At 72.9% G+C, this 25,167-nt stretch carries 24 protein-coding genes; 11 read left to right on the forward strand and 13 right to left on the reverse strand.

What is annotated here, in order from left to right; genetic code table 11:
- Nucleotides 1-25: 25 nt before the first annotated feature.
- On the reverse strand, nt 26-214 hold the full coding sequence (locus ACMCNO_RS10635; RefSeq protein WP_412749239.1) for a GNAT family N-acetyltransferase: 189 nt from the start codon (nt 212-214) through the stop codon (nt 26-28).
- 143 nt (nt 215-357) lie between these two features.
- Here ACMCNO_RS10635 and ACMCNO_RS10640 point away from each other — a divergent pair, with 143 nt between their 5' ends.
- Nucleotides 358-516 carry a hypothetical protein gene (locus ACMCNO_RS10640; protein WP_412749240.1) on the forward strand — a complete coding sequence of 53 codons (159 nt, stop codon included), beginning with the start codon at nt 358-360 and terminating at the stop codon, nt 514-516.
- A gap of 76 nt (nt 517-592) precedes the next feature.
- Nucleotides 593-799, forward strand: coding sequence for a tyrosine-type recombinase/integrase (locus tag ACMCNO_RS10645; RefSeq protein ID WP_412749241.1), 207 nt, complete (start codon nt 593-595; stop codon nt 797-799).
- A gap of 81 nt (nt 800-880) precedes the next feature.
- On the opposite strand, the gene glnA is transcribed toward ACMCNO_RS10645, so the two are convergent.
- Nucleotides 881-2,305, reverse strand: coding sequence for a type I glutamate--ammonia ligase (glnA, locus tag ACMCNO_RS10650; protein ID WP_412749242.1), 1,425 nt, complete (start codon nt 2,303-2,305; stop codon nt 881-883).
- A 236-nt stretch (nt 2,306-2,541) separates the two neighbouring features.
- On the opposite strand from glnA, the gene ACMCNO_RS10655 reads away from it, so the two are divergent.
- Nucleotides 2,542-2,946, forward strand: a complete 405-nt coding sequence (locus tag ACMCNO_RS10655) for an RDD family protein (protein WP_412749243.1) — start codon at nt 2,542-2,544, stop codon at nt 2,944-2,946.
- A 2-nt stretch (nt 2,947-2,948) separates the two neighbouring features.
- Here the strand turns inward: ACMCNO_RS10655 and ACMCNO_RS10660 are convergent, their stop codons facing one another.
- The gene (locus tag ACMCNO_RS10660; RefSeq protein WP_412749244.1) at nt 2,949-3,641 is read right to left on the reverse strand and encodes a DUF4191 domain-containing protein; all 693 of its coding nucleotides are present in this window, start codon (nt 3,639-3,641) and stop codon (nt 2,949-2,951) included.
- 189 nt (nt 3,642-3,830) lie between these two features.
- Between ACMCNO_RS10660 and ACMCNO_RS10665 the strand changes: the two genes are divergently transcribed.
- The gene (locus ACMCNO_RS10665; protein WP_412749245.1) at nt 3,831-4,019 is read left to right on the forward strand and encodes a hypothetical protein; all 189 of its coding nucleotides are present in this window, start codon (nt 3,831-3,833) and stop codon (nt 4,017-4,019) included.
- Nucleotides 4,016-7,015: a helix-turn-helix transcriptional regulator gene (locus ACMCNO_RS10670; RefSeq protein ID WP_412749246.1), complete on the forward strand. Its 3,000-nt coding sequence runs from the start codon at nt 4,016-4,018 to the stop codon at nt 7,013-7,015. Before ACMCNO_RS10665 ends, ACMCNO_RS10670 begins: the two co-directional genes overlap by 4 nt.
- 92 nt (nt 7,016-7,107) lie before the next feature.
- Here ACMCNO_RS10670 and lipA read toward each other — a convergent pair whose 3' ends face one another.
- Nucleotides 7,108-8,004 carry a lipoyl synthase gene (lipA, locus tag ACMCNO_RS10675; protein WP_412753666.1) on the reverse strand — a complete coding sequence of 299 codons (897 nt, stop codon included), beginning with the start codon at nt 8,002-8,004 and terminating at the stop codon, nt 7,108-7,110.
- A 380-nt stretch (nt 8,005-8,384) separates the two neighbouring features.
- Here lipA and aspS point away from each other — a divergent pair, with 380 nt between their 5' ends.
- Nucleotides 8,385-9,650 (forward strand): aspartate--tRNA(Asn) ligase, encoded by a 1,266-nt coding sequence (gene aspS, locus ACMCNO_RS10680; protein WP_412749247.1) that lies wholly within the window; start codon nt 8,385-8,387, stop codon nt 9,648-9,650.
- Nucleotides 9,651-9,704: 54 nt separating this feature from the next.
- Here the strand turns inward: aspS and lipB are convergent, their stop codons facing one another.
- From lipB to lpdA, 5 genes are all read right to left on the reverse strand, one after another.
- Nucleotides 9,705-10,337 carry a lipoyl(octanoyl) transferase LipB gene (gene lipB / locus ACMCNO_RS10685; RefSeq protein ID WP_412749248.1) on the reverse strand — a complete coding sequence of 211 codons (633 nt, stop codon included), beginning with the start codon at nt 10,335-10,337 and terminating at the stop codon, nt 9,705-9,707.
- Nucleotides 10,338-10,372: 35 nt separating this feature from the next.
- Nucleotides 10,373-12,223, reverse strand: a complete 1,851-nt coding sequence (locus ACMCNO_RS10690) for a DUF2079 domain-containing protein (protein WP_412749249.1) — start codon at nt 12,221-12,223, stop codon at nt 10,373-10,375.
- Between the two features lie 73 nt (nt 12,224-12,296).
- A complete protein-coding gene (locus tag ACMCNO_RS10695; protein WP_412749250.1) occupies nt 12,297-13,208 on the reverse strand; it encodes a TIGR01777 family oxidoreductase in 912 nt (303 codons plus the stop codon).
- A 138-nt stretch (nt 13,209-13,346) separates the two neighbouring features.
- Nucleotides 13,347-15,134 (reverse strand): 2-oxoglutarate dehydrogenase, E2 component, dihydrolipoamide succinyltransferase, encoded by a 1,788-nt coding sequence (gene sucB / locus ACMCNO_RS10700; protein WP_412749251.1) that lies wholly within the window; start codon nt 15,132-15,134, stop codon nt 13,347-13,349.
- Nucleotides 15,135-15,177: 43 nt separating this feature from the next.
- Nucleotides 15,178-16,560, reverse strand: a complete 1,383-nt coding sequence (gene lpdA, locus ACMCNO_RS10705) for a dihydrolipoyl dehydrogenase (protein WP_412749252.1) — start codon at nt 16,558-16,560, stop codon at nt 15,178-15,180.
- Nucleotides 16,561-16,723: 163 nt separating this feature from the next.
- Between lpdA and ACMCNO_RS10710 the strand changes: the two genes are divergently transcribed.
- Nucleotides 16,724-17,044, forward strand: a complete 321-nt coding sequence (locus tag ACMCNO_RS10710; protein WP_412749253.1) for a hypothetical protein — start codon at nt 16,724-16,726, stop codon at nt 17,042-17,044.
- 21 nt (nt 17,045-17,065) lie between these two features.
- Here the strand turns inward: ACMCNO_RS10710 and ACMCNO_RS10715 are convergent, their stop codons facing one another.
- The gene (locus ACMCNO_RS10715) at nt 17,066-18,616 is read right to left on the reverse strand and encodes a leucyl aminopeptidase (RefSeq protein WP_412749254.1); all 1,551 of its coding nucleotides are present in this window, start codon (nt 18,614-18,616) and stop codon (nt 17,066-17,068) included.
- A 190-nt stretch (nt 18,617-18,806) separates the two neighbouring features.
- On the opposite strand from ACMCNO_RS10715, the gene gcvT reads away from it, so the two are divergent.
- Together gcvT and ACMCNO_RS10725 are read left to right on the forward strand one after the other, a co-directional pair.
- A complete protein-coding gene (gcvT, locus tag ACMCNO_RS10720) occupies nt 18,807-19,898 on the forward strand; it encodes a glycine cleavage system aminomethyltransferase GcvT (protein WP_412749255.1) in 1,092 nt (363 codons plus the stop codon).
- Nucleotides 19,898-20,251: an MmcQ/YjbR family DNA-binding protein gene (locus ACMCNO_RS10725; protein ID WP_412749256.1), complete on the forward strand. Its 354-nt coding sequence runs from the start codon at nt 19,898-19,900 to the stop codon at nt 20,249-20,251. The genes gcvT and ACMCNO_RS10725 overlap by 1 nt, the downstream gene beginning before the upstream one ends.
- Nucleotides 20,252-20,279: 28 nt before the next feature.
- Here the strand turns inward: ACMCNO_RS10725 and ACMCNO_RS10730 are convergent, their stop codons facing one another.
- Both ACMCNO_RS10730 and ACMCNO_RS10735 read right to left on the reverse strand, forming a co-directional pair.
- The gene (locus tag ACMCNO_RS10730) at nt 20,280-21,032 is read right to left on the reverse strand and encodes an adenosylcobinamide-GDP ribazoletransferase (RefSeq protein ID WP_412749257.1); all 753 of its coding nucleotides are present in this window, start codon (nt 21,030-21,032) and stop codon (nt 20,280-20,282) included.
- Complete coding sequence (locus ACMCNO_RS10735; protein ID WP_412749258.1) at nt 21,025-22,995, reverse strand: bifunctional adenosylcobinamide kinase/adenosylcobinamide-phosphate guanylyltransferase; 1,971 nt, start codon at nt 22,993-22,995, stop codon at nt 21,025-21,027. Before ACMCNO_RS10735 ends, ACMCNO_RS10730 begins: the two co-directional genes overlap by 8 nt.
- A gap of 127 nt (nt 22,996-23,122) precedes the next feature.
- Between ACMCNO_RS10735 and ACMCNO_RS10740 the strand changes: the two genes are divergently transcribed.
- Complete coding sequence (locus ACMCNO_RS10740) at nt 23,123-23,320, forward strand: hypothetical protein (protein ID WP_130511407.1); 198 nt, start codon at nt 23,123-23,125, stop codon at nt 23,318-23,320.
- Nucleotides 23,317-24,126 (forward strand): site-2 protease family protein, encoded by an 810-nt coding sequence (locus tag ACMCNO_RS10745; protein WP_412749259.1) that lies wholly within the window; start codon nt 23,317-23,319, stop codon nt 24,124-24,126. The genes ACMCNO_RS10740 and ACMCNO_RS10745 overlap by 4 nt, the downstream gene beginning before the upstream one ends.
- 28 nt (nt 24,127-24,154) lie before the next feature.
- Here ACMCNO_RS10745 and ACMCNO_RS10750 read toward each other — a convergent pair whose 3' ends face one another.
- Nucleotides 24,155-25,150, reverse strand: coding sequence for an aldo/keto reductase family protein (locus ACMCNO_RS10750; RefSeq protein ID WP_412749260.1), 996 nt, complete (start codon nt 25,148-25,150; stop codon nt 24,155-24,157).
- Between the last annotated feature and the right edge of the window lie 17 nt (nt 25,151-25,167).

Consider the following 25,167-nt stretch of genomic DNA (forward strand, 5'->3'; position numbering starts at 1 on the left):
GGGCCACTGCGTCGAGCTGAGAAATTCAGTGAAGAGACAGCACGGCGTACAGGAGCGAGTCGCGCCATGCGCCGTTGGTGAACACGTGGTCGCGGATGCGGCCCTCATATTGCATGCCGAGCCTCTCGGCAACGGCGATTGAGGCGGCGTTGTCGGGGCCGATTGCCGCGGATATGCGGTGCAGCCGTAGTTCCTTGAAGCCGAACTCGATCATCAGTCGGGCGGCGTCGTGGCGTAGCCCTTGCCCCAGCGGTCGACGCGGATGGCGTAGCCGAGCTTCGCGGCATTTACCCCGGCGAACGCGAGGCGGACGAAGCCGACCAGATCCTCCTGGGGAAGCCGAAGACCAAGACGAGCGTGCGGACGGTAGAGCTGCCCGCGGTGGTGGCGGTGGCGTTGCGGGCGCACCTGGAGCGGGACTATCCGCCGGTGGCGGTGGACGACGACACCGATCCGCGTCGTCCGACCCGGCGGCCCGCGTCGCTGGTGTTCCGCGGGCCAACGGCGAGCCGGTGATCGCGTCGACGTTCTCGCGAACCTGGACACCGGTCCGGGCGAAGGTCGCCTGCGGGCGCGGTGGGGCTTCCACGGGTTGCGCCACTACTACGCCACGCTGCTGATCCACGATGGCGCGAGCGTCAAGACGGTGCAGCTGGCCCTCGGCCACTCGACTCCGACGATCACGCTCAACGAGTATGTGCATGAGTGGCCCGATGCGGTGGACCGCACCCGGTCGTTGGTCGACAACGCGCTGGGCGCACGCGAAACGGCGGCCACGTCGGCTGGGAGCCGGTCGTGACCGCCGTTGCGCGGTTTGGGCCGAACCTGGGCCCAAGATCAGATCAGCGGGCGTTTCCGCTGGTCAGAGACCCGAGATGGGTCAGACGTTGTAGTACATCTCGAACTCGTGCGGGGTCGGGCGCAGGCGCACCGGGTCGATCTCGTTGGCCCGCTTCCAGTCGATCCAGGTGGAGATCAGGTCGTCGGTGAACACGCCACCCGCGGTGAGGAACTCGTGGTCGCCCTCGAGCGAGTCGAGCACCGCGTCCAGCGAGCCCGGCACCTGCTTGACGCTGCCCCACTCCTCCGGCGGCAGGTCGTACAGGTCCTTGTCGATCGGGGCCGGCGGCTCGATCTTGTTCTTGATGCCGTCCAGGCCGGCCATCATCTGGGCCGCGAAGGACAGGTACGGGTTGCCCGACGGGTCCGGCACCCGGAACTCGACGCGCTTGGCCTTCGGGTTGCTGCCGGTCACCGGGATCCGGGTGCAGGCGGAGCGGTTGCGCTGCGAGTACACCAGGTTGACCGGGGCCTCGTAGCCGGGCACGAGACGCCGGTACGAGTTGACGGTCGGGTTGGTGAAGGCCAGCAGCGACGGGGCATGCTGCAGCAGGCCGCCGATGTACCAGCGGGCGGTGTCGGACAGACCCGCGTAGCCGGTCTCGTCGTAGAACAGCGGCTCGCCGCCCAGCCAGAGGCTCTGGTGGGTGTGCATGCCGGAGCCGTTGTCACCGAACAGCGGCTTGGGCATGAAGGTCGCGGTCTTGCCGTGCTCCCAGGCGGTGTTCTTGATGATGTACTTGAACAGCTGCATCTGGTCGCCGGCGTGCAGCAGCGTGGAGAACTTGTAGTTGATCTCGGCCTGGCCGGCGGTGCCCACCTCGTGGTGCGAACGCTCGACCGTAAAGCCGACGTCCAGCAGCCGCCGGACCATGGAGTCGCGCAGGTCCGAGTAGTGGTCCACCGGCGACACCGGGAAGTAGCCACCCTTGTACGCGGTCTTGTAGCCGCGGTTGCCGCCCGCTTCCTCGCGGCCGGAGTTCCAGGCGCCCTCGATCGAGTCGATGTAGTAGAACGCCTGGTGCGCAGAGGTCTCGTGGCGGATCGAGTCGAAGATGTAGAACTCCGCCTCGGCGCCGAAGTACGCGGTGTCCGCGATGCCGCTGGAGGCCAGGTAGGTCTCCGCCTTCTTGGCGACGTTGCGCGGGTCGCGGGAGTAGGCCTCGCGGGTGAAGGGGTCGTGGATGAAGAAGTTCAGTGCCAGGGTCTTCTGCGCCCGGAACGGGTCGATGAAGGCAGTGCTGACGTCCGGCAGGAGCATCATGTCGGACTCGTGGATGGCCTGGAACCCGCGGATCGAGGATCCGTCGAAGGCGAGGCCGTCGGTGACGACACTGTCGTCGAACGATTCCACCGGCATGTTGAAGTGCTGCATCACACCGGGCAGGTCACAGAACCGTACGTCGACGAACTTGACGTCCTCGTCTTTGAGGTATCGCAGGAGTTCCTCGGGATTGGCGAACACACGTCCTCCTGGCACGGGTTATCTCAAACCGGGGCGCGGCGTCACCGCCACGTCGCTAGACTCGTCGCGACGCTATGGGCACACAGTTGCTCAGGCGTGTCCCTATTGTTTCCTTCGTGTTACGGCCACGTTGGGCCTGGTCGCGACCCCCGGAGGCTAGCGTGGCCGGGCGGCGTGGCGCCGGTGGTCGCCGCTGAGATCACCCCACCCAGGTACACCCGTTACGCTCACCGTTTGTGGCAACGCGCGCGAACGACACCCCGCCCACCGGCGCCTACGACCTGACGGTGGTCGAGCTGGCGCCGTTCGGCCGCCGCCTCGGCGCGCTCATGATCGACTGGGCGATCTGCCTGATGACCGCCGCGTTCTATGCCGACCCTCGGATCGTCGCGTGGCCGCCCGTACTCGTGCTGATCGTGCTGAACGCGGTCGGCATCGGCCTGTTCGGACAGACGCCGGGCATGGCCCTGGCGGGTCTGCGCTGCGTCGCCGTCCGTGACGGCGGAGCGATCGGCCCGGTCCAGGGGCTCGCGCGGGCGGTTCTGCTGGCACTGCTCGTCCCGGCGGTCTTCATGGACGCCGACCGGCGTGGCCTGCACGACAGGGCCGCCGGATCGGTCGTGATCCGCAAGCCCCGATAAGGTCAGCGGGGGCGCTGCTGGCGGAAGGCGCCCTTGCTGGGGCGCATGTTCTTCGGGATGGCGCCCTTGGGCATCTGCGGCCGGGCCATCAGTGCGCCGAGCCGCTTGTCCAGCGCGTTGACGTCCTTGCCGCTGAGGTTGCGCGGCAGCTTCATCACGGTGGTGCGCAGCTTGCGGATCGACAGCTGGCCCTCCTCCGTGCCGATCACGAAGTCGTACAGCGGGGCGTTGCCGATCACCTTGGCGAGGCGGCGCTTCTCCTGACCCATGAGGTTGCGCACCCGCTGCGGCTGGCCCTCGCCCAGCAGGATCACCCCGGGACGGCCGATGACCACGTGCACCATGTCGAACTGGGTGGTCGAGCTGGCCGCGGGGCGCACCCGCCAGTCGCCGCGCATGTTCTCCAGGATCGAGGCCGCCGCGCCGGGCTGGCCCTCGGCCGCGTTCATCATCGCGGCGTTCGACCGCAGGTTGAGCACGATCAGCGCGCCCAGCAGGGCGATCATGATCCCGATCGGGATCCACACCAGGCCGCCACCCAGGAGTACGACCAGCACGGTCAGCGCCAGCGGGATCAGCACCGCCGCGGCGACCAGCGGGACGAACCACTTGTCCTGCTTCGCCGTGAACCCGACGACCTGCCCGATCTGCTTCAGGCGCGTGCCGAACGACACCTTCTCCTGGGGTTTTGCCATACCCGGGAGTGTAGTGGTGGCGTACCCGGGCGCCGCGCGGTGGATCGACTGAGTGCCTTACCCCGCGCAGCGGCCCCGGCAGGGCCGGGTAAGGCACCTGAGGCGGCCGAGATGAGGCAGCGTCCCCATGTGCCGGGACCCCCTTCGCGCGAAGAGTCGAGGTCAGCACCGATCGCGAAGGAGAATCCGATGTTCCTGATCAACGACCCCGGCCTGCGGCTCGACATGTACCACCACCACGCCGCGGAACTGCACCGGTCCGCCGAGGCGCACCGGCTGGCCGCGCGGGTTCGGGCCGACGCCTCCCGCGGGCTGCGGTTGCGCTGGCCGGGCCACGGCCGCACGATGCGACCGGTACGCACCCCGGTGGCGCCGTGACCGTCGCGCAGGCCGCGGTCCTGTCGTACCGCCGTGGCATGCTCGATTTCGTGGCGGCACATCCACGTACGTGCAGCAGCAAGGTCATGGTCGGCCGGGAGGCCGACCTGGCCGCGCTGCGCGCTGCGCTGAAGGCCGCCAGCAACGGCGAGCCGTCCGCCGTCCTGCTCGGTGGCGAGGCCGGGATCGGCAAGACCCGCCTCGTCGAGGAGTTCTGCCGCGCGGCCGAGGCCGACGGCGCCCAGTTGCTCACCGGCCAGTGCCTGGAGCTGGGGGAGGAAGGCCTGCCGTATGCGCCGTTCGCGGCCGCGCTGCGCCAGCTCGTGCACCGCGACGGGCCCGCGGTGTTGGACGGCCGCGAGGCGGACTTCGCCCGCCTGATGCCCGAGCTGGGAGTGCCCGGCGCGGACCGGCGAGGGCACCTGTTCGAGCTGGTGGGGACGCTGTTCGCGCGCCTCGCCGAGCAGCGCCCGCTGGTGCTGATCATCGAGGATCTGCACTGGGCCGACCGCTCGACCCGCGACCTGATCGCCTTCCTGGCCCGCTCGGCCCGGCTGCCCCGGGTGCTGATCATCGCGACCTACCGGACGGACGAGCTGCACCGCGGGCACCCGCTGCGGCCGTTCCTGGGCGAACTCGAGCGGGTCCGCGGCGTGCACCGGCTGGAGCTGGACCGGCTCGACCGCGACGGCACCGCCCGGCTGCTGGCGGAGTTGGCCGATGCCGAGCCCGAGCCGCAGACGGTCGACAACATCCACACGCGGGCCCAGGGCAACCCGTTCTTCGTCGAGCAGTTGGCCGCCAACGCCGCGCAGGGCTGCAGCGACATCCCGGACACCCTGCGCGACCTGCTGCTGGCCCGGGTCGACCAGCTGCCCGAGGCGGCCCAGCAGGTGCTGCGGATCGCCGCGGTGGGCGGCACCCGGTTCGGCCACGAGCTGCTCAGCCGCGTGGTGGGCGGATCCGAGGCCGAGCTGGAGTCGGCGCTGCGGGCCGTCGTCGTGGCCCAGCTCATCGTCGTGGACGGTGCGGGTGGTTACGAGTTCCGCCACGCGCTGGTCCGCGAGGCGGTGCACGACGACCTGCTGCCCGGCGAGCATGCCCGGCTGCACGCCCGCTACGCCCAGGCCGTGGAGGCGGAGCCGGAGCTGGTCGGGCTGGGCCGCGCCCCGGCCGAGATCGCCCACCACTGGCACGCGGCGCACGACCACCCGCGCGCCCTGGTCACCGCGAAGCAGGCCGCCGACGAGGCCGGGCGCCGCTTCGCGTACGCGGAGCAGGCCCGCCTGCTGGATCGGGTGCTGGAGCTGTGGGAGCAGGTCGGCGACCCCGCGCAGCTGCTCGGCGAGAGCCACCTCGACCTGCTGGAGGAGGCCGCCCTGGTGGCCATCGAGGCGGGTGAGCTGATGCGCGCGCTGAAGCTGACCCGGGCCGCGCTCGGTGACCTCGACGCCGCGGCCGAGCCGGTGCGTGCCGCCCGGCTGCTGGTGCGTCGCGGCAAGCTACTGCACATCGCGGGCACCAGCGACGGCGCCGCCGAGTCGCGGGAGGCGTACCGGCTGCTGCGCGGGGCCGCGCCCTCCGAGGAGCGGGCGATGCTGCTGGCCGACGTCGCGAACGCGCTGGCCCCGGTCGACAACGAGGAAGGCGGCCGGATCGCGCGGGAGGCGATGACCGCCGCCGGCGAGCGGGGTGACATCGGGGCCGAGGTGTCCGCGACGGTCACCTTCGGGCAGCTGTGCGCGGGATCCGTGTCGCCCGAGGACGGCCTCGCCACGATGCGGGCGGCCGAGAAACAGGCCCGCGTCGCCGGGCACCTGCCCACCCTGACCCGCGCCCTGGTCAACATCTCCGACACCCTGTTCACGCTGGGCCGCTACGAGGAGTCGGCGGAAGCCGCCGACGAGGGTGTGCCGTACGCGGACCGGGTCGGGGTGGGTCGCACGACGGGAGTGTTCCTGCTGGCCAACCACGCCGAGGCGCTGCTGGCACTGGGCCGCTGGGACGAGGCGGACGCACGCCTCGCGCAGTCGGCCCGGCTCGACCCACCCGGCACCCTCGCGCTGCCGTGGCTCGGCCTGCGCGCCCGACTGCGGCTGGCCCGCGGCCATGAGGGCGCCGAGCCGCTGGTGACCCGCGCGGTCGGCTTCCTCACCCGGCCGTTCCTGCACGCCGACAACCGGCTCTCCCTGCTGAATCTGCGCATCGAGGGCGCCCTGCACGCGGGCGACACCGCGGCCGCGCTGGCCGCCGCCCGCGCCGCCATGGCCGAGCCGGCGATCGTGACCCGCCCCCGCTACAGCTGGCCGCTGCTGGCCTCGGCGGCAACCGCCGTCGAGCGCGCGGCCGCCGCGGGCGATTCAGTGGACCGCGGGGCCGTCCGGGGCGCGGCACTCAAGGATGCGGCCGGGGACGGCAGCCCAGCGGGACCGGCTGACCTGAACGATCTGGGGGAGCGGATCCGGGCGCTGGCCGCCGCCACTCCGCAGCGGCAGGGCGCCGACCGGGCGTACGCGGTGCAGGTCGCGGCGCTGCTCGACGGTGGCCAGCAGCGGTGGACGGCGGCGGTCGAGGCCTGGCGGGCGGACGGACGGCGCCACCCGCTGGCCGTGGCGCTGCTCGGGTTGGCCGGTGCCGCCGCGGGCGCGGGTGACCGGGCGGTCGCGGCCGACGCCGTCGAGGAGGCCGTCGCGGTGGCCGCGGCCCTGGGCGCCCGGCCGCTGTGCCAGGACGCGGACACCCTGGCCCGCCGCATCGGAGTGCGCTCCCCGGGACAGCCCGCCCCGACCGGCACCGACGTGCTCACCTCGCGTGAGCGTGAGGTGCTGCGCCTGGTCGCCGAGGGGCACAGCAACGGGCGCATCGCCGAGCGGCTCTACATCTCACCCAAGACGGCCAGCGTGCACGTGTCCCGGATCATCGCGAAGCTCGACGTCGCGAACAGGGTGGAGGCCGCCGCGGTCGCCCACCGCCTCGGCCTGCTCGACGAGCGGTAACCCGGCGGGCGGCGAGAGCTTGCTCGAGGGATCGGTAAGCCGGGGTCACCCGCGGGCGGCGCGAGCCCGCTCGAGGGATCGGTAAGCCGGGGTCAGCCGCGGGCGGCGAGGGCCTGCTGATACAGCCGGCCGGCGCGGTAGGACGAGCGCACCAGCGGGCCGCTCATCACCCCGGCGAAGCCGATCTGCTCGGCCTCCTGGCCCAGCTCCACGAACTCCTCCGGCTTCACCCAGCGCTCGACCGGGTGGTGCCGCGGGGTGGGCCGCAGATACTGCGTGATGGTGATCAGTTCGCAGCCCGCGCCGTGCAGGTCGCGCAGGGCCTGCGAGACCTCCGCCCGCTCCTCGCCCATGCCGAGGATCAGGTTGCTCTTGGTGACCAGCCCGGCGGAGCGGGCCCGGGTGATGACCTCCAGCGAGCGTTCGTACCGGAACGCGGGGCGGATCCGCTTGAAGATCCGGGGCACGGTCTCGACGTTGTGGGCCAGCACCTCGGGGGCCGCGCCGAACACCTCGGCGAGCTGCTCGGGCTCGGCGTTGAAGTCGGGGATGAGCAGTTCGACACCGCATCCGGGCTGCAGCTTGTGGATCTGGCGGACCGTCTCGGCGTACAGCCAGGCGCCGCCGTCGGGCAGGTCGTCGCGGGCGACACCGGTGACGGTCGCGTACCTCAGGCCCATCGTGGCGACGGACTCGCCGACGCGGCGGGGCTCGTCGGCGTCGAACTCGGCGGGCTTGCCCGTGTCGATCTGGCAGAAGTCGCAACGGCGGGTGCACTGGTCACCGCCGATGAGGAACGTCGCCTCCCGGTCCTCCCAACATTCGTAGATGTTGGGGCAGCCGGCCTCCTGGCAGACGGTGTGCAGGCCCTCCTTCTGCACCAGCCCGCGCAGTTGCGTGTACTCGGGGCCCATCTTCGCCTTGACCTTGATCCACGGCGGCTTGCGCTCGATCGGAGTCTCGGCGTTGCGCGCTTCGATGCGCAGCATGCGGCGGCCCTCGGGAGCAACTGTCACAACGACGAGGTTACGCCCGCGGCAAGATCATGCGGGCGATGGGCGACGAGGCTCACGTCCCCGGTTCTGTGACCGCCCTCACCGCCGTACAGGGAAAACGCTTTCACTTGCCGTCACCGCGCTGTTAGCTTGCGGCCACGGCGACGACGGAACCGAGTAACGCCCCGATCCCGCCGGCTCAGAGAGCCACCGGCAGCTGTGAAGGTGGCCCGGCGCCGGGGCGTGAAGACACTCCCGAGCCGAGCACGACAAGAGGCGCCGCACAGCGGCGTGAAGGTGTGGTGGCACCGCGAGGATCCCGCTCGCCCACACCTGTCTGGGGCCGCGTTGCGACACCAGAGGAGGTACCCGCCATGCAACGCATCCTCTCCACCCAACTGGCCGCCCACGTCGGCGAGACCGTCACGGTCGCCGGCTGGGTGCACCGCCGACGCCTGCTCAAGTCGGTGGCATTCCTGATCCTGCGCGACGCCGCCGGGCTCACCCAGGTCGTCGCGGCCTCGGCCGAGGCCCGCACCCGGGTCGAGGCGCTGACCGAGGAGAGCGTCGTCGAGGTCACCGGCACGGTCACCGCGAACGCCGCGGCGCCCGCCGGGGTCGAGCTGAGCACCCCGACGGTACGGGTGCACAGCGCGGTCGCCGTACCGTTGCCGGTCGAACTGCACCGGCCCGCGCCGACCGGGACCCTGCCCACCCAGCTCGACCATGCCGCCCTGGCCCTGCGCCACCCGGCCCGGGCCGCCGCGCTGCGGGTGGCCGCCGCGGCCACCGCCGGGTTCCGCGCGGCGCTGGAGGCCCGCCGGTTCGTCGAGATCCACACGCCGAAGATCGTCGCGTCGGCGACGGAATCGGGGGCTGACGTGTTCCAGCTCGACTACTTCGGCCGCCCCGGCTATCTGGCCCAGTCGCCGCAGTTCTACAAGCAGCTGATGGTCGGGGTCTTCGAGCGGGTGTACGAGGTCGGGCCGGTGTTCCGGGCCGAGCCGCACGACACCGCGCGGCACCTGGCCCAGTACACCTCACTCGACGCCGAGCTGGGCTTCATCACCGACCACCGGGACGTGATGGTGGTGCTGCGCGACGTCGTGGCGACCATGCTCGACACCGTCGCCGAACGGACCGGCACACCGGTGCCGGGTGTGCCGGAACACATCCCGGCGGTGCACTTCGCCGAAGCGCTGCGGATCGCCGGGGCGCCCGCCGACGAGCCGGACCTGGCCCCGGCGCACGAGCGGGCGCTGGGGGCGTGGGCCGCCCGCGAGCACGGCAGCGACTTCGTGTTCGTCACCGGCTACCCGATGCGCAAGCGGCCGTTCTACACCCACCCGCAGCCGTCGAACCCCACCTGGTCCAACAGCTTCGACCTGCTGTTCCGCGGGGTCGAGCTGGTCACCGGCGGCCAGCGGCTGCACCGGTACTCCGACTACGTCGCAGCGCTGGCAGCCCGGGGCGAAGGGGTCGAGGGCTACGAGGGTTACCTGGACGCCTTCCGGTACGGGATGCCCGCGCACGGCGGCTTCGCGATCGGGCTGGAACGCTTCGTCGCGCGGCTGCTCGGCGCGGCCAACGTCCGCGAGGTCGCGGCGTTTCCCCGCGACCTGCACCGCCTCACACCCTGACACCGCCTCACACCCTGACGGTGGCCGTGCCCGTGGCGCCAGCTACGGGCACGGTCAGGCCAGCAGCGTCGGGAGGTGGCGTTCGACGACCGGGAGGACCTCGGCGACCGGCACCGGGCGGCCCAGCTCGACGCTCAGCGAGGTGACCCCGGCGTCGCGGATGCCGCACGGCACGAACCGGCCGAAGTTCGACAGGTCGCAGTCGCAGTTGAGGGCGAATCCGTGCTGCGTGACCCCGCGCGAGACCCGGATGCCGATGGCCGCGATCTTGCGGTCCGGGCCGCGCTCGTCGGCCCGCACCCACGCTCCGCTGCGGCCCTCGACCCGCTCCACGACGACCCCGAACTCGGCGCACACGTCGATGAGCATCTGCTCCGTGCGCCGCACGTACGCCACCACGTCGACCGGGTCCGGCAGCTTCACGATCGGGTAGCCGACCAGCTGGCCCGGGCCGTGCCAGGTGAGCTTGCCGCCGCGGTCGACGTCCACCACGGGGGTGCCGTCGAGCGGGCGGTCGTGCGGCTCGGTGCGCTTGCCGGCCGTGAAAACGCTCGGGTGCTCCAGCAACAGGATGGTGTCCGGGCGGGCACCGGCCACCACGTCGTCGTGCAGGCGGCGCTGCTCGTCCCAGGCCACCTGGTAGTCGACCAGGCCGGGACGCAGGACGGTGAGCGTAGAAGTCGTCACCGTTGCAGCGTAGTCTCCGCGCGCGGGCGGCTGCGTCAGCCGCCGGGCGTGACCGGGTCCAACCCGGGACGGATGCGCCACACCAGCACGTCGTCGACCCGTTCCGGCTGCCCCAGCAGCGCGGTCGTGGTCTGCTCCAGCGTCGCGTGGAACAGCAGCCCCTGCGACCCGATGACCCGGTCGGGGAGGAACACCGCCTTGATGTTCCAGTACGCGAAGTCGCGCCGGGCCTGCTCCCGTTCCACGTCGGTGATCGGCGCCAGATAGCCGTAGTGCGCGGCCTGCTGCAGCCGCACGTCCGTGGGCAGCAGCGGGGTGCCGATCTGGCCCTTGCCGTCCGGGCCGCCGGGCCCCAGGAAGTAGCCGCCCGGAATCCGGAACACCGGCCCACCACGGGCCAGGGTGTACGCCTGCCAGCGCTGCGCGTCCGGGCCCGGGTTCGTGGCGAACGGCAGCGCGCTGAGCACCCCGCCGTCGGGCACGTACTTCCGCCAGGTGCCGTCGGCGATGAACCGCGGTTCCGGCGCCCGCTCCGCGGTGAGCACCGGCAGGGGCATCAGCGGCAGCAGCGCGAACGTGTACGCGGCCGCCCAGGCGGCGCGGTGGTGCGGCCCGGCCGTGCTGAGCACCCAGTCCACGCCCAGGGCCAGCAGGATGCCCAGGACCCCCACGACGACCAGGGCGTACCGGGTGGGCAGCGCCGAGTTGAACAGCGGCAGCCGGGCCAGCGCCGCGTACGGCAGCGGGAGGTGCGTCTCGTGGTCGAGGACCCGCAGCCGCGGCCCCCACGACAGCACGGTGAACACCGCGCCGACCATCAGCAGGGCGCGCAGGGTGGCCCGGCGTCCCGCGTTCGCGTGGCGCCAGAGGGCGGCGGTCGCGAAACCGGCCAGCACGACCAGCGGCAGCCCGAAGAACGAGGCCTGCTCGGTCGGATTCGACGCCAGGTCGGCGCGGTCCAGCCCCGCCCAGCCCGCCACCGACCGGCTGGGGTAGCTGAGGTACGCGGCGGCGTCCTCGGAGAACTCGCGCTGGCTGAAGCCCGTGCCGGAGAACGTCTGCGGCCCGGCGAAATGCATGTACAGCGGGTACGCCAGCAGAATGCCCGCCACCCCGGCGGTCACCCCCAGGGCGGCCAGCACGGTGGGTGCGGCGGCCCGGGCCTGCGCCCGGGTGGCCGGTGCGGCGGCCCAGGCTCCGATGAACACCCCGCTGGCCAGGGCGGTGAAGAACAGTCCCTCCGCGGCGATGGAGAAGCAGAGCGCCAGCACCACGCCGAGGATGGCGCCGTTGCGCAGCCACCGGCCCGGTTCGCGCAATGTCAGCACCCGCCACAGCACCAGCGGGGCGATCCAGCCGGCGGTCCAGTTCAGATGGCCGTTGGCGTGCGAGACGAAACCCGGCGCGAAGCCGCAGAACAGCCCGCCCAGGGCCGCGGCGGCCCGGTGCCGCACCAGGTGCCGGTGCAGGAACAGATACCACGCGAACGCGGAGCCCGCGAGGTTGAGCGTCAGGATGGTCACGTAGCTGACCTGAGGCCCGGCCAGCTTGGTGAGCGGCGCGAACAGCAGGATGTACGCGGTGATGGAGGTGTTCGCCGCCAGGTTCACCCCGAGCGGGGCGTTCAGCAGGTCGGTGAAGAACGGGTCGCCGCCGTGCCGCAGCAGGTGCACCCCGTACCCGAGAAGTCCTTCGAAGAAGGCCTGATCTCCGGGGTTTGCGGCGATGGCCCGGGTGGTGGGGGAGACCCAGAGGCCGCCGGTCACCCAGACCCCGAGGAGCAGGGCGGTCGAGGCCACCAGCAGGTGGGCGACCCAGGCCCGTCCGCCCCGGGGCACGCCGGGCCGCGCGACCGGTGGGTCGGCGGGGGCTGTGGCGACGGTCACGAGCCGCACGGTAGCAAGCGGAAGCCGCCGCGGCCCGCAGCCGCCGTGAAATGCCGCCCGGACAGGGCGTGAATCAGGCCGCAGCGGCCGGGGCCAGCGCGGCCTGCAGGGCGGACTCGATGGTGGGGTGCTGCCAGGTGAAGCCGGCCCGGCGCAGCACCGCGGGCAGGACCCGCTGACTGCGCAGCGCCTCATCGGCGAGCCCGCCGAGCGCCAGGCGCAACGCCGCGCCCGGGATCTGCATGAGCGTCGGCCGGTGCAGCACCCGGCCGAACGCGGCGGTGAAGGCGGCGTTGGTCACCGGCTCGGGGCCGACGACGTTGACCGGTCCGGCGATGTCGGCGCGTTCCAGCAGCATCTCGATCGCGTCCAGCCAGTCGGCCAGAGCGATCCACGGCACCCATTGCCCGCCCCCGCCCAGCTTGCCCCCGATCCCCAGCCGGAACGGCAGGAGCTGCGGCTTGAGCAGGCCGCCGTGGGCGTCCAGCGGCATGCCGGTGCGCAGCAGCACCACCCGGGTGCCGGCGTCCTCGGCCGGGCGGGCCGCGGCCTCCCACACCCGGCACACGTCGGCGAGGAAGCCGGTGCCGGCGGGTGCCTCCTCGGTGACCTCGCGGTCGCCGGTGTCGCCGTACCAGCCGACCGCGGAACCCTGCAGCAGCACGCGGGGACGGTCGGCGGCGGGCAGCTGGCTGATCACCCGGGCGAGAGTGCCGGCGGTGTCCACCCGGCTGGAACGGATCACGTTCCGGTAGCCCGCGGTCCAGCGCTTGTCGCCCACCCCCGCCCCGGCCAGGTTGATCACCGCGTCGGTGCCGGCGACCTGCGCGGGGTCGAGCTGCCCCGCGGACGGCTCCCAGAACGCCTCGCCGGGCTGCTGAGGCTCGCGCCGGACCAGTCGGGTGATGTCATGGCCGGCGGCAGGCAGCCGCTCGGCCAGGGCGGTGCCGAGGAAGCCGGACGCACCGGCCATGAGGATCCGCATGGCCCCATCATTGCCCGCCACGCAGCGTGCGCGCACACGTGTCCCCGGGTCGGGTGCATCGGCGGGCCGGCACGGGCGGGGGAAACGGACGAGGGCGCCCCGGCCGGTGCCGGGACGCCCTCGTCAGGTGTACGTGGGTCAGCTCAGCCCGAGGTCGCCCTCGAACTGCCCGGCCTCCAGCCGGTCCTTGAGGGTGACCAGGAACCGGGCGGCGTCGGCACCGTCGACGAGCCGGTGGTCGTACGACAGGGCCAGGTACACCATCGAGCGCGGCACGATCACCTCGCCGAGGTCCGGGTCGTCGAGCACCACGGCCCGCTTGACCACCGCGCCCGTGCCCAGGATTCCCACCTGCGGCTGGTTGATGATCGGCGTGTCGAACAGGGCGCCGCGGCTGCCGGTGTTGGTCAGCGTGAAGGTGCCGCCGGACAGCTCGTCCGGGCTGATCTTGTTGGCCCGGGTGCGCTCGGCCACGTCGGCGATCCGCCGGGCCAGCCCGCCCAGGTTGAGGTCGCCCGCGTCGCGGATGACCGGGACCACCAGGCCCTTCTCCGTGTCCACCGCGATGGCCAGGTGCTCGCCGTCGTGGTAGGTGACCGTGCCCGCCTCCTGGTCGATCGACGCGTTGACGACCGGGTGGGCGCGCAGCGCCTCGACCGCCGCCAGGGCGAAGAACGGCATGAAGGACAGCTTCACGCCGTGCTTGGCGAAGAAGTCGTTCTTCGCGCGGGCGCGCAGCTGGGCGATCTTCGTGACGTCGACCTCGACGACCGTGGTGAGCTGCGCCGAGACCTGCAGGGACTCCACCATGCGCCGGGCGATGGTGGCGCGGATGCGGGTCAGCTTCTCGGTGCGGCCACGCAGCGGGCTCGGGGCCGGCTTCGGCGTGGGAGCGGCGGCGGGCCGGGACGCCTGGGCCGGGGCCGTCGTGGCGGCTGCCTTCTCGGCGGCCTCCAGGACGTCCTGCTTGCGGATGCGCCCGCCGACCCCGGTGCCCGTGAGGGTGGCCAGGTCGACGCCCTTCTCGGCGGCCAGCTTGCGGACCAGCGGGGTCACGTACCCGGCGTCACCGGCACCGTTCGCCTTGACGGCCTCGGTGGCCGGGGCGGCGGTCCGAGCCGCCGGGGCCGACTCGGCGGGTCGCGCGGCCGGGGCCGGAGCTGGCGCCGGGGCGGACTCGACCAGGGGCGGCTCGGGCTGCGCCGGAGCGGCCGGGCGGGCCGGAGCCGGGGCGGCGGCCTGCGGCGCCGGGGCGGGTGCGGCCGGAGCCGCCGGGGCGCTGCCCGGGGTGCCCACCACGGCCAGCACCGCGCCGACGTCGGCGGTCTCGTCCTCGGGCACCTTGATCTCCAGCAGGGTGCCGGCGACCGGCGACGGGATCTCGGTGTCCACCTTGTCCGTGGAGACCTCCAGCAGCGGCTCGTCCACCTCGACGGCGTCGCCGACCTGCTTGAGCCAGCGGGTGACCGTACCCTCGGTGACGCTCTCGCCCAGGGCGGGCATCTTCACCGCGGTGCCGTCGCCGCCGGCCGGTGCCGCGGCCTGCGGCGCCGGGGCCTCCTGACCCACCGGCGTCTCGGTGGACGGGGTGGTCGGCGCGGCCGGCTCCGGCTCGGCCTGCGGGGCCTGCTGGGCAGGCTCCTGCTGGGCCGGGGCCTGCTGGGCCGGGGCCGCGGCGGGTGCCTCGCCGTCGCCCGCGATCACCGCCAGCTCGCTGCCCACCTCGGCGGTCTCGTCCTCGCCGACGACGATGCGCGACAGGACGCCCGCGGCGGGCGACGGGATCTCGGTGTCGACCTTGTCGGTGGAGACCTCCAGCAGCGGCTCGTCCGCCTCGACCCGCTCGCCCTCCTGCTTGAGCCAGCGGGTGACGGTGCCCTCGGTGACACTCTCACCCAGCCGCGGCATGGTGACCGATACCGGCATCTCTTCGAACTCCTTAGGGCCTGCGGTAGTGGATGGGCGGGGCTCAGGCGTGCGCGTGCAGCGGCTTGCCCGCCAGCGCGAGGTGGGCCTCGCCGAGCGCCTCGTTCTGCGTGGGGTGGGCGTGCACGAGCTGGGCCACCTCGTCCGGGTACGCCTCCCAGTTGAAGATCAGCTGCGCCTCGCCGATGAGTTCGCCGACCCGTGCACCGACCATGTGGACGCCCACGACGGGGCCGTCGTTGACCCGGACCAGCTTGATGAAGCCCGCGGTCTTGAGGATCTGGCTCTTGCCGTTGCCGCCCAGGTTGTAGTTGTACGTCGAGACCTTGTCCGCGCCGTACTGCTCCTTGGCCTTGGCCTCGGTGATGCCGACCGACGCCACCTCAGGGTCGGAGTACGTGACGCGGGGGATGCCGTTCTCGTCGATGACCGCCGGGTTCTTACCCGCGATCTCCTCGGCGACGAAGATGCCCTGCTGGAAGCCGCGGTGTGCGAGCTGCAGGCCGGGGACGATGTCGCCGACCGCGTAGATGTTGCCCACGCCGGTGTGCAGCCGCTCGTTGGTGATGACGAAGCCGCGGTCCAGGGTGATGCCCTGCTGCTCGTACCCGAGGTCCTGGGTCGTGGGGCCGCGGCCGACCGCGACCAGCAGCAGCTCGGCCTCGATGGTCTCGCCGCCCGCGATCGTGGCGCGCACGCCGTTCTCGGTGTGTTCGACCTTCTCGAACGGCTTGCCGGTCTTGAATGCGATGCCGCGCTTGCGGAACGCCCGCTCGACCTGCTTGGAGATCTCCTCGTCCTCGGCGGCGACCAGGCGGGGCAGGGCCTCCACAATGGTCACGTCCACGCCGAAGGACTTCCAGGCGCTGGCGAACTCGCAGCCGATCACGCCGCCGCCCAGCACGATCGCCGAGGCGGGCACGTGGTCCAGGCGCAGCGCGTGCTCGCTGGCGATCACCCGGCGGCCGTCGATCTCCAGGCCGGGCAGGGAGCGTGAGTACGACCCGGTGGCCAGCACGATGTTGCGGCCGGTGTACCGCTTCCCGTCGACCTCGACGGTGTCCTTCGCGACCAGCTTGCCGGAGCCCGCGACGTGCGTGATGCTCGGCTGCTTGAGCAGGCCCTGCAGGCCCTTGTACAGCCGCGCGACGACGCCGTCCTTGTACGCGTTCACCCCGGCCATGTCGATGCCGACCAGGTCGGCCTTGACCCCGAACTGCTCGCTCTCGCGGGTCTGGTCCGCGACCTCGCCCGCGTGCAGCAGCGCCTTCGTCGGGATGCAGCCGCGGTGCAGGCAGGTGCCGCCGACCTCGGCCTTCTCGATGAGGGCGACCGTCAGGCCGAGCTGGGCGGCGCGCAGCGCACACGCATAACCACCGCTGCCGGCGCCGAGGATCACGATGTCGAAGGTGTTCGGCTGGCTCACGTCAACTCCAAGGTCGCGTCGTCACCACGTGGATCTCACTATGGAAACGGTCACAAGTCGTCCTGGTCATCTTGTCACTTGCGGGCCCGATCGATGCAGCCAGGTGCCCAACGACACCCGGCGGCGACGTACCCTTTCCGCAATCGACCATGAGGAGTGCTCCGTGGCCTGGTTTCGGCGGCGCAGAGAGCCCGCGCAGCGGTTCGGACGTCCGGTGGATCGTGCCGATCTGGAGTATCTTGCGGAGTTTGTCCGGTCCCGTCGGGGCGTGGAGGCGTTCATCGAACCCCGCACCACCGTGACCGAGACCACGGTGTTGCTCGTGGCACACGACGGCGAATGGACCCGCCGGCGCATCGAATCCCCCGAGATCGCCCGCCGCTTCGCGCACCAGCTCGCACTGCCCATCTACGACGTCCGGCTGCTCGGCTACCCCCAGCGGATGCGCGACTACAACAGCCGCCAGAAGCGCCGCCCCGCGTAGGGCGGCGCTTCCCGGAGCGGGTCAGCCGTTGGCGGCGATGTCGTCCACCAGGGCCAGCAGGGTGCGCACGGGGACGCCGGTGCCGCCCTTGGTCCAGTAGCCGGTCGCCTCGCCGGTGTGGAACGACGGGCCCGCGATGTCGAGGTGCGCCCACGGCACCCCGTCGGCCACGAACTCGCGCAGGAACACCCCGCCCTGCAGCATGTGCCCGGCCCGGTCCATGGCCGCGTTGGTCTGGCAGATGTCGGCCACATCCGACTCCATGCCCTTGCGGACGTCGTCCGGCAGCGGCATCGGCCAGGCCGGCTCGCCCACCGCCGCGCCCGCCGCCTTGACCCGCTCGCAGGTGTCCGCGTCACCCATCACGCCCGAGATCTTCTTGCCCAGCGACACCACCTGGCCGCCGGTCAGCGTCGACGTCTCGAACAGATAGTCCGTGCCGTCCGCGCAGGCGCGGGCGATCGCGTCGGCCAGCACCATCCGGCCCTCGGCGTCGGTGTTGAGCACCTCGACCCGCTTGCCGTTGAACATCGTGATGACGTCGCCCGGCCGGTACGCCGTACCCGAAGGCATGTTCTCCGCGATCGCCAGGTAGCCGGTGACCGCGACCTGCGGCTTGAGCGCGGCCACCGCCAGCAGGACCGCGCCGACCGCGGCGGCGCCCGCCATGTCGGACTTCATCTCCCACATGCCCGCGGCCGGCTTGATGCTGATTCCGCCCGTGTCGAACGTGATGCCCTTGCCGACCAGCGCCACCCGCTTCGGGTCCGCCACCCCCTCGGGGGTGTAGCTCAGCTTCACCAGCCGTGGCGGCGCCTCCGAGCCCTGGCCGACCGCGACGATGCCGCCGTAGCCACCGGCCTTGAGCGCCTCGAAGTCCAGCACCTCCACCGACAGGCCGGTGCCCTTCGCGGCCGCGGCCACGGCGTCCGCGAACTGCGGCGGGCGCAGCTCGTTCGGGGCCTGGTTCACCCAGTCGCGGGTCAGGCGCACCGCGCGCGCCACGATCGCGGCACGCTCCACCTCGGCCTTGGCGGCGGCGTCCGCGGCGTCCGGCACGTACACCTGCAAAGCCGCCACCGGGTCGCGGCGGCCCGGCTGAGGCTTGGTCTTGTAGCCCGCGAAGCGGTACCCGCCCAGCAGCGCACCCTCCAGGATGGCCCGCAGCACGCCCGGCGCGTCCGCGTCGTCCGGCAGGGGCAGTGCCAGCGCGACCGTGGCGCTGCCCGCGAGGGCGCGCACCGCGGCGCCCGTGCCCCGGCGCAGCGTCTCGGCGTCGGGTGCCGCGCCGGACGGCTCGTCGCCGAGGCCGACCGCGACCAGCAGCGGCGCCGCCACCGTGCCCAAGGTGGCCAGCTTGGTGACCTCACCCGGCGCGCCGGTCGCGCCGAGCAGCGACAGGGTGGCGGTCAGCTTGCCGTCGAACGCCGCGGCGATGCTCTCCGCACCGGCGGCGGGCAGCACGGCACCGCCCTCGTCGGGCTGGCTGTGCAGGCCGATGACGATCGCATCGACGGCCAGCTCGGCGGGGTCGGTGTCGACCAGGCTGAGAGAGGGGGCGGGCTGGGTCACTCGAGATCTCCGCGGAGGTCCGGGGCCGGAGCACGCCTCCTGGGCGCCTTCGGCAGCATGGCCCGACCGGCGCGGGTCGCGCCGCTCGGCGGTGGTGTCTCGCCGACTCTAACGACAGATGCCGTCCTGTCACGCGAACGGGCGGGATCGCGTCGGTCGGGGTGGCGCCGGGCGCGGTAAGTTGACCCCCATGTCCACCGAGGTCGCTGGCACGCTGCTGCGTTCGCCCCTGCACGAGCGCCACGTAGCGCTCGGCGCCAAGTTCGCCGCCTTCGGCGGTTGGGAGATGCCCCTGGAGTACGCGGGCGGCGGGGTGATCAAGGAGCACACCGCGGTGCGTACCGGGGCCGGGGTCTTCGACGTGTCGCACCTGGGCAAGGCCGCGGTGCTGGGCGCCGGCGCGGCGGACTTCGTCAACACCTGCCTCACCAACGACCTCGGCCGCATCGCCGCCGGCAAGGCGCAGTACACGATGTGCTGCGACGACACGGGCGGCGTCGTCGACGACCTGATCGCGTACCTGTTCGGCCCGGACGACGTCTTCCTGGTGCCCAACGCCGCCAACACCGCCGAGGTGGTGCGCCGCCTCGCCGCGGCGGCACCGGCCGGGATCACGGTCACCGACGAGCACCGCAAATACGCGATCCTCGCCGTCCAGGGACCGGGATCGGTGGACGTGCTGACCAAACTCGGCCTGCCCACGGAGCTGGAGTACATGTCGTTCCAGGCGTCGCCGGAGGTGGTGGTGTGCCGCACCGGCTACACCGGCGAACACGGCTACGAGCTGGTGATCCCGTGGGACAAGGCGGGCGCGACCTGGGACGCCCTGATCGACGCGGGCGTGCAGCCGTGCGGGCTTGGCGCCCGCGACACGTTGCGCACGGAGATGGGCTACCCGCTGCACGGCCAGGACCTGTCCCTGGAGATCACCCCGGTGCAGGCCCGGGCCGGGTGGGCGGTCGGCTGGTCGAAGCCCGCCTTCTGGGGCCGCGACGCGCTGCTGGCGGAGAAGGCCGAAGGCCCGCGCCGCAGCCTGCGCGGCCTGGAACTGACCGGCCGCGGCATCCCCCGCGGCCACATGCAGGTGTACGCCGGGGAGCGGCTGGTCGGCGAGACCACCAGCGGCACGTTCTCGCCCACGAAGAAGGTCGGCGTCGCGCTGGCCCTGCTGGACACGGCCGCCGGGCTGACCGACGGCGACGTCGTCGAGGTGGACATCCGGGGGCGGCGGACCGAGGCCCGCATCGTGAAACCGCCGTTCGTGCAGACGTCGGTGCGCTGATGGCGGTCACCTACGCGCAGGTGCGCGAGTGGGTGCTGGCGCTGCCGGGCACCCGCGAGGTGATGGTCGAGCAGTGGGGCCATCCGACCCTGCGGGTCGGGGACAAGATGATCGCCGGTGGCGCGCCGGACTCGCCCACCATGTCGGTCAAGGCGACCCGCGAGGAGCAGGCGGAGCTGATCGCGGGTGCGCCGCAGACGTACGCGGTGGCCGAGTACGTCGGGCGCTACGGCTGGGTCCGGGTCGACCTGGCCACCGCCGACCCCGAGGAACTGCACCAGGTCGTCGTCGAGGCGTGGCGGCGCACCGCACCCAAGCGCCTCGTGAAGGAGTACGACTCGGCCGGGGGCTGACGTAGGCTGATCGTCCCCTGTACGACCCCTAGCCTGCGGATCCCATCGCAAGCCCGATCAGGGCCACGGTCGTGGCGAGCTCCACCGCCGCGCCGATGACGTCGCCGGTCACCCCGCCCAAGCGGCGTACCGCGTGATGGACCAGCAGTAGCGCGGCCAGGGTCGCGGCGGCGACCGCGGCCGGGCCCTGCCACGGGCGGCCGGGCACCGCCCAGATCGACGCGGCCGCCACCAGCGCCACCGCGACGGCCGCGACAGGCGTCGGCACCGTACCGGCGACCAGCGCGCCCAGCCCCTCGGGCCGGGCCGCCGGGACCCCGCGACGGCAGGCCAGCGGCACCCCGAGGCGACCCGCGGCCCACGCCGCGACCACCGCCCCGCCGCCCAGCCCGGTCAGCGCCCCGGCCTGCACCAGCAGGGTCGCCGCGATCGCCGCCACCCCGAACGGACCGATGTCCGGCTTCTTCATGATTTCCAGCGCGCCGTCGGCGGACCGGTACGAGCCCAGCGCGTCCACCGTGTCGGCCAGCCCGTCCAGGTGCAACCCGCGGGTGAGCACGGCCCCGGCGGCCACCGCCAGCGCGGCGGCCAGCCCGGTGGGAGCCCCCGCCGCCGAGAAGCCGGTCAGCACCGCCGCGACGGCCAGGCCCACCAGCGCACCCACCGCCGGGGCGGCCGTCATCGCCACCGCCGCCACGGCACGGTCCACGCGGCCGGCACGCAGCGGGAGGACGGTCAGCGTGGTGACCGCCAGCCGCAGGCCCGCCGCGAGGTCACGCACCGGGGGCGCGGGCGGGGCCCGGACCGTCCGGTTCCGGCTCGACGAAGTCGGCGTCGTCCCAGCCGGGCTCGCCGGGCGAGTCGAGCAGGGCCGGGTGCACACCGAGGGACTCGGTGAGGGCGATCGCGCTGCGCAGCAGCGGCAGCGCGGCCAGCGCGTTGGCGCCCTCGCCCAGGTCCAGGCCCAGCTGCAGCACCGGGGTCAGGCCCAGCACGTCGGCGCCCTGCTTCACCAGCGCCAGCGTGCCCGCCTCGGGCAGCAGGCACCAGTGCCGGATCTGCGCCGCCAGATCGCGTGCCACCAGCCCGGCTGCGATGCCGACCGGGCCGTCCAGCAGCACGGGCAGGCGGCGGGCCGCCGCGCCGAGCAGCACCCCGGTCGCCACGGCCACGTCGGCGCCGCCGAGCTGCGACAGGATGTCGCGGGCTCCGCGCGGCTCCCGGCGGATCCGGTGCAGCGCGTCGCGGATCGCGGCGCAGCGCCGCATCCAGGCGTCGTCGTCGTACCGGCCGCCCGGCAACAGGACCCGGGGCAGCACGGCGACCGGCTCGGCGCCGGTGCTGGCCGCCATCACGGCGGCCGCGACGGCTTCCGTACCGGTGCCGCACGCGCCGAGCACCACCGCCTCGCGGCCGTCGTCCGCGGCCTGCCCGGCCAGCGCCCAGCCCCGCTGGAGCGCGGCCTCCACGCCGTCCGCGTCGAGCACCGGCCCGTCCTCCATGGCGCCCGCGGCTGCCACCCGGACGAGCTGGATGTCCGCACCCGCCTCGGCGGCCAGCCTGGCCAGCGGCCCGGAACCGTCGGTCGCCGCGGCGACCCGGCGTTCCGCGTCGGCCGGGTCCGCCCCGGCCGCGGCGCCGCCGGTGTGCTCGCCCGCCAGTAGCAGCAGACGTACCGGTCCCCAGGGTCGCGGCACGGTGGTGCCCTGGGCACCCGCGGCGAACTCCACCGCTTCGCCGAGCGCGCCCAGGCCCGCCCCGGGCAGGTCCAGGGTCTCCAGGCGATCGCGGGCGTCCGGGCCCGCGTCGGCGTCGGGCAGGGGCAGATCCATGCCGGGCTCGATGACCGGCGCCGCTCCGGACGCCACCTCGGCGGCCACCACGCCGACGGCGACCGGCGCGATGGCCGGCGCGGGAGCGGGCAACCGGTCGCTGGTCGGCGCAGCGGCAGGGGTCGTGGTGTCGCCCGCATCCGGTGGGGTGCCCGCGGCGGTGGCCGGGCCGGGGGCGGTGGGCACGGTTGCGGTCGGGTCCGGGGTGGTGCCTGCGGCAAGGCCGGTGCTTGCGGCCGGGACCGCCGACAGCGCGATCAGCTCCGTGCCGGTCGGCTTCAGCCAGGTCGGCTGGCCCGCGATCACGAGGACCACGGCGTCGCAGGCCGACGCGACGGCCTGGTTCGCGGCGCCGAGGGTATCCGTGAAGGCGCGGCCGAGCGGTGTCGTCGGCACCAGCGACAACCCCACCTCGGGGCTCACGAACACCACCCGGGCGACGCACCCGCGGACCGCGTCGGCCAGCGCGGCGATCGCCTCGTCGGTGACCGACGGGACCGCGGTGCCGCCGGATGCCTCGGCCGCTGTGCTGGTCGCCGGTGAGGGGTCCGCGTGCTGGGGCCCGGCCGCGTCGGACCGTGGGGACGGGTCCGGCTGGCCGGCCGGGGCGAGCAGTGCGGTGACCCAGCCGCCCAGATCGTCGACGAGCAGCATGTCGCCGGGCTTCGCGTCCGCCAGCAACCTGGCCAGCCGGGCAGGGTCGGCGCCGGTCTCCTCGGTGTGCCAGGAATCCGGCCGGCGATGCCGGTGCGCCTCGATCCGGGCGTTCCATTCGGGATCATCCAGGCCCCGGGCGGCCGTGGCGACATAGCGGACCGACTCGGCGTCCGCGACCAGCGACTCGGCGAACGCGGACTTGCCGGAGCGGATCCCGCCGAGCACCAGGACGGTGTTCCACCGATCAACGGACATGCCCCGTACCTTAAGGCCGCGGCCGGTCGGGGTGCGGGCGGCCCCGAACGCCGCCCGTGAGGCCGTAGGGTGGACGGGGGTTGGCAACCTGATCGACACGAGCTGACAGACACGAGGAGGCCGCGGCATGCCGTGGAGTTGGCGGTACGAGGGCGCCGACGGGCAGGCGATCGCCGGCCCGGTGGAGACGTTCAGCAGCCAGGCGGACGCCGAGTCGTGGATCGGCCAGGCGTGGCGTGAGCTGGCCGGTGCCGGAATCACCGCCGTCACCCTGGTCGAGGACGACCGGGAGGACTACAAGATGAGTCTGCTGCCGGCCGAGTGAACGTCCCTAGCTCGGTGGGCCCGCGCAACGCGTTCGTGCCCAGTCCGGTCTTCGTCGGCATCGTGGCCCTGACCGCGGTCAGCGGCTGGATGGCGTGGACCAGCTTCGGCAACGTCCGGGTCGACGTGTTCCTGTTCATCGTCTGCGGCTGGCTGCTCTCGCTCTGCCTGCACGAGTACGCGCACGCCGCGGTCGCCTACGCGTGCGGTGACCGCGGTGTGGCCGAGCGCGGCTACCTGCGGCTCAACCCGCTGAAGTACACCAGCCCGCTGCTGTCCATCGTGCTGCCGATCATCGCGGTGGTGCTCGGCGGCATCGGCCTGCCCGGCGGTGCGGTGTGGATCGACCACTCGCTGGTCCGCACCCGGGCCCGGGAATCGTTGATCAGCCTCGCCGGTCCGGCCACGAACGTGGTGTTCGCGCTGCTCATCGCGGTGCCGTTCGCCTTCGGTGCGGGGGAGGACCTGGCCTTCGGCGGCGGGGAGCTGATCGGCGCGCACGCCAACTTCTGGATCGCCCTGGCCGCGCTGGGTTTCCTGCAGGTGACGGCGAGCGTGCTCAACTTCCTGCCCGTGCCGGGCCTGGACGGCGGCAACATCGTCCGGCCCTGGCTGAGCCGCGAATACCAGCGGGCCTATGACCTGTTCGCACCGTACGGATTCATGTTGCTGTTCGTGCTGCTGTGGCAGTCGAAGGTCAACGTGTGGTTCTTCTCGTTCGTCGGCGTCCTGTGCGACGCCGTCGGCATTCCGGATCTCGCCGGGCGCCTGGGCCTGGAGTGGATGCGGTTCTGGGCCGAGTTCTGAGCCCGCCCCAGAACCGCGCCACATCGGGTCAGGGCCGCCGTGCCGGGCTGGCCGTATGGGCCGGGTCGCGCTCGGCGATCGGATCGACGATCTCGTCGATCGCCTTGAGCAGGTCCGCGTCGAGCTTCACCCCGGACGCCTTCGCGTTGTCGTAGACCTGCTCCGGGCGGGAGGCGCCGACGATGGCGGCCGAGACGTTCGGGTTGTGCAGCACCCAGGCCACCGCCAGCTGCGCCATCGACAACCCGGCCTGCTCGGCCAGCGGACGCAGCTTCTGTACGGTCGTCAGCACCTCGTCGGCCATCAGCCGCTGGATGAACCCGGCGCCGGACTCGTCCGTGGCCCGGGAGCCCGCCGGTGGCGGCTGGCCCGGCTGGTACTTGCCGGTCAGGACGCCCTGCGCGATCGGGGAGAAGACCACCTGGCCCAGGCCCAGCTCCTCGCAGGTGGGCACCACCTCCGACTCGATGACCCGCCACAGCATCGAGTACTGCGGCTGGTTCGAGACCAGCTGGAACTTCAGTTCCTTCGCCAGCTCGACGCCGGCGCGGATCTCCTCGGCCTTCCACTCCGAGACACCGATGTAGAGGGCCTTGCCGGAGTGCACGATGTCGGCGAACGCCTGCATCGTCTCCTCCAGCGGAGTCGAGTAGTCGTAGCGGTGCGCCTGGTAGACGTCGACGTAGTCGGTCCGCAGGCGGCGCAGCGAACCGGCGATCGACTCCATGATGTGCTTGCGGGACAGGCCGCGGTCGTTCGGGCCCGGGCCGGTCGGCCAGTAGACCTTGGTGAGGATCTCCAGACCCTCCCGGCGCTGGCCGTGCAGTGCGCGGCCGAGCACCTCCTCCGCGCGGGTGCCCGCGTACACGTCGGCGGTGTCGAAAGTGGTGATGCCCACGTCGAGAGCAGCCCGCACGCACGCGGCGGCGGCCTCCTCCTCGACCTGGGAGCCGTGTGTGATCCAGTTCCCGTATGCGATCTCGCTGATCATGAGGCCGGAACGGCCGAGGTGACGGAACTCCATGCCTGCGACCCTACCCG

This window comes from Krasilnikovia sp. M28-CT-15 (genome assembly GCF_047159595.1).
GTDB lineage: Bacteria > Actinomycetota > Actinomycetes > Mycobacteriales > Micromonosporaceae > Actinoplanes.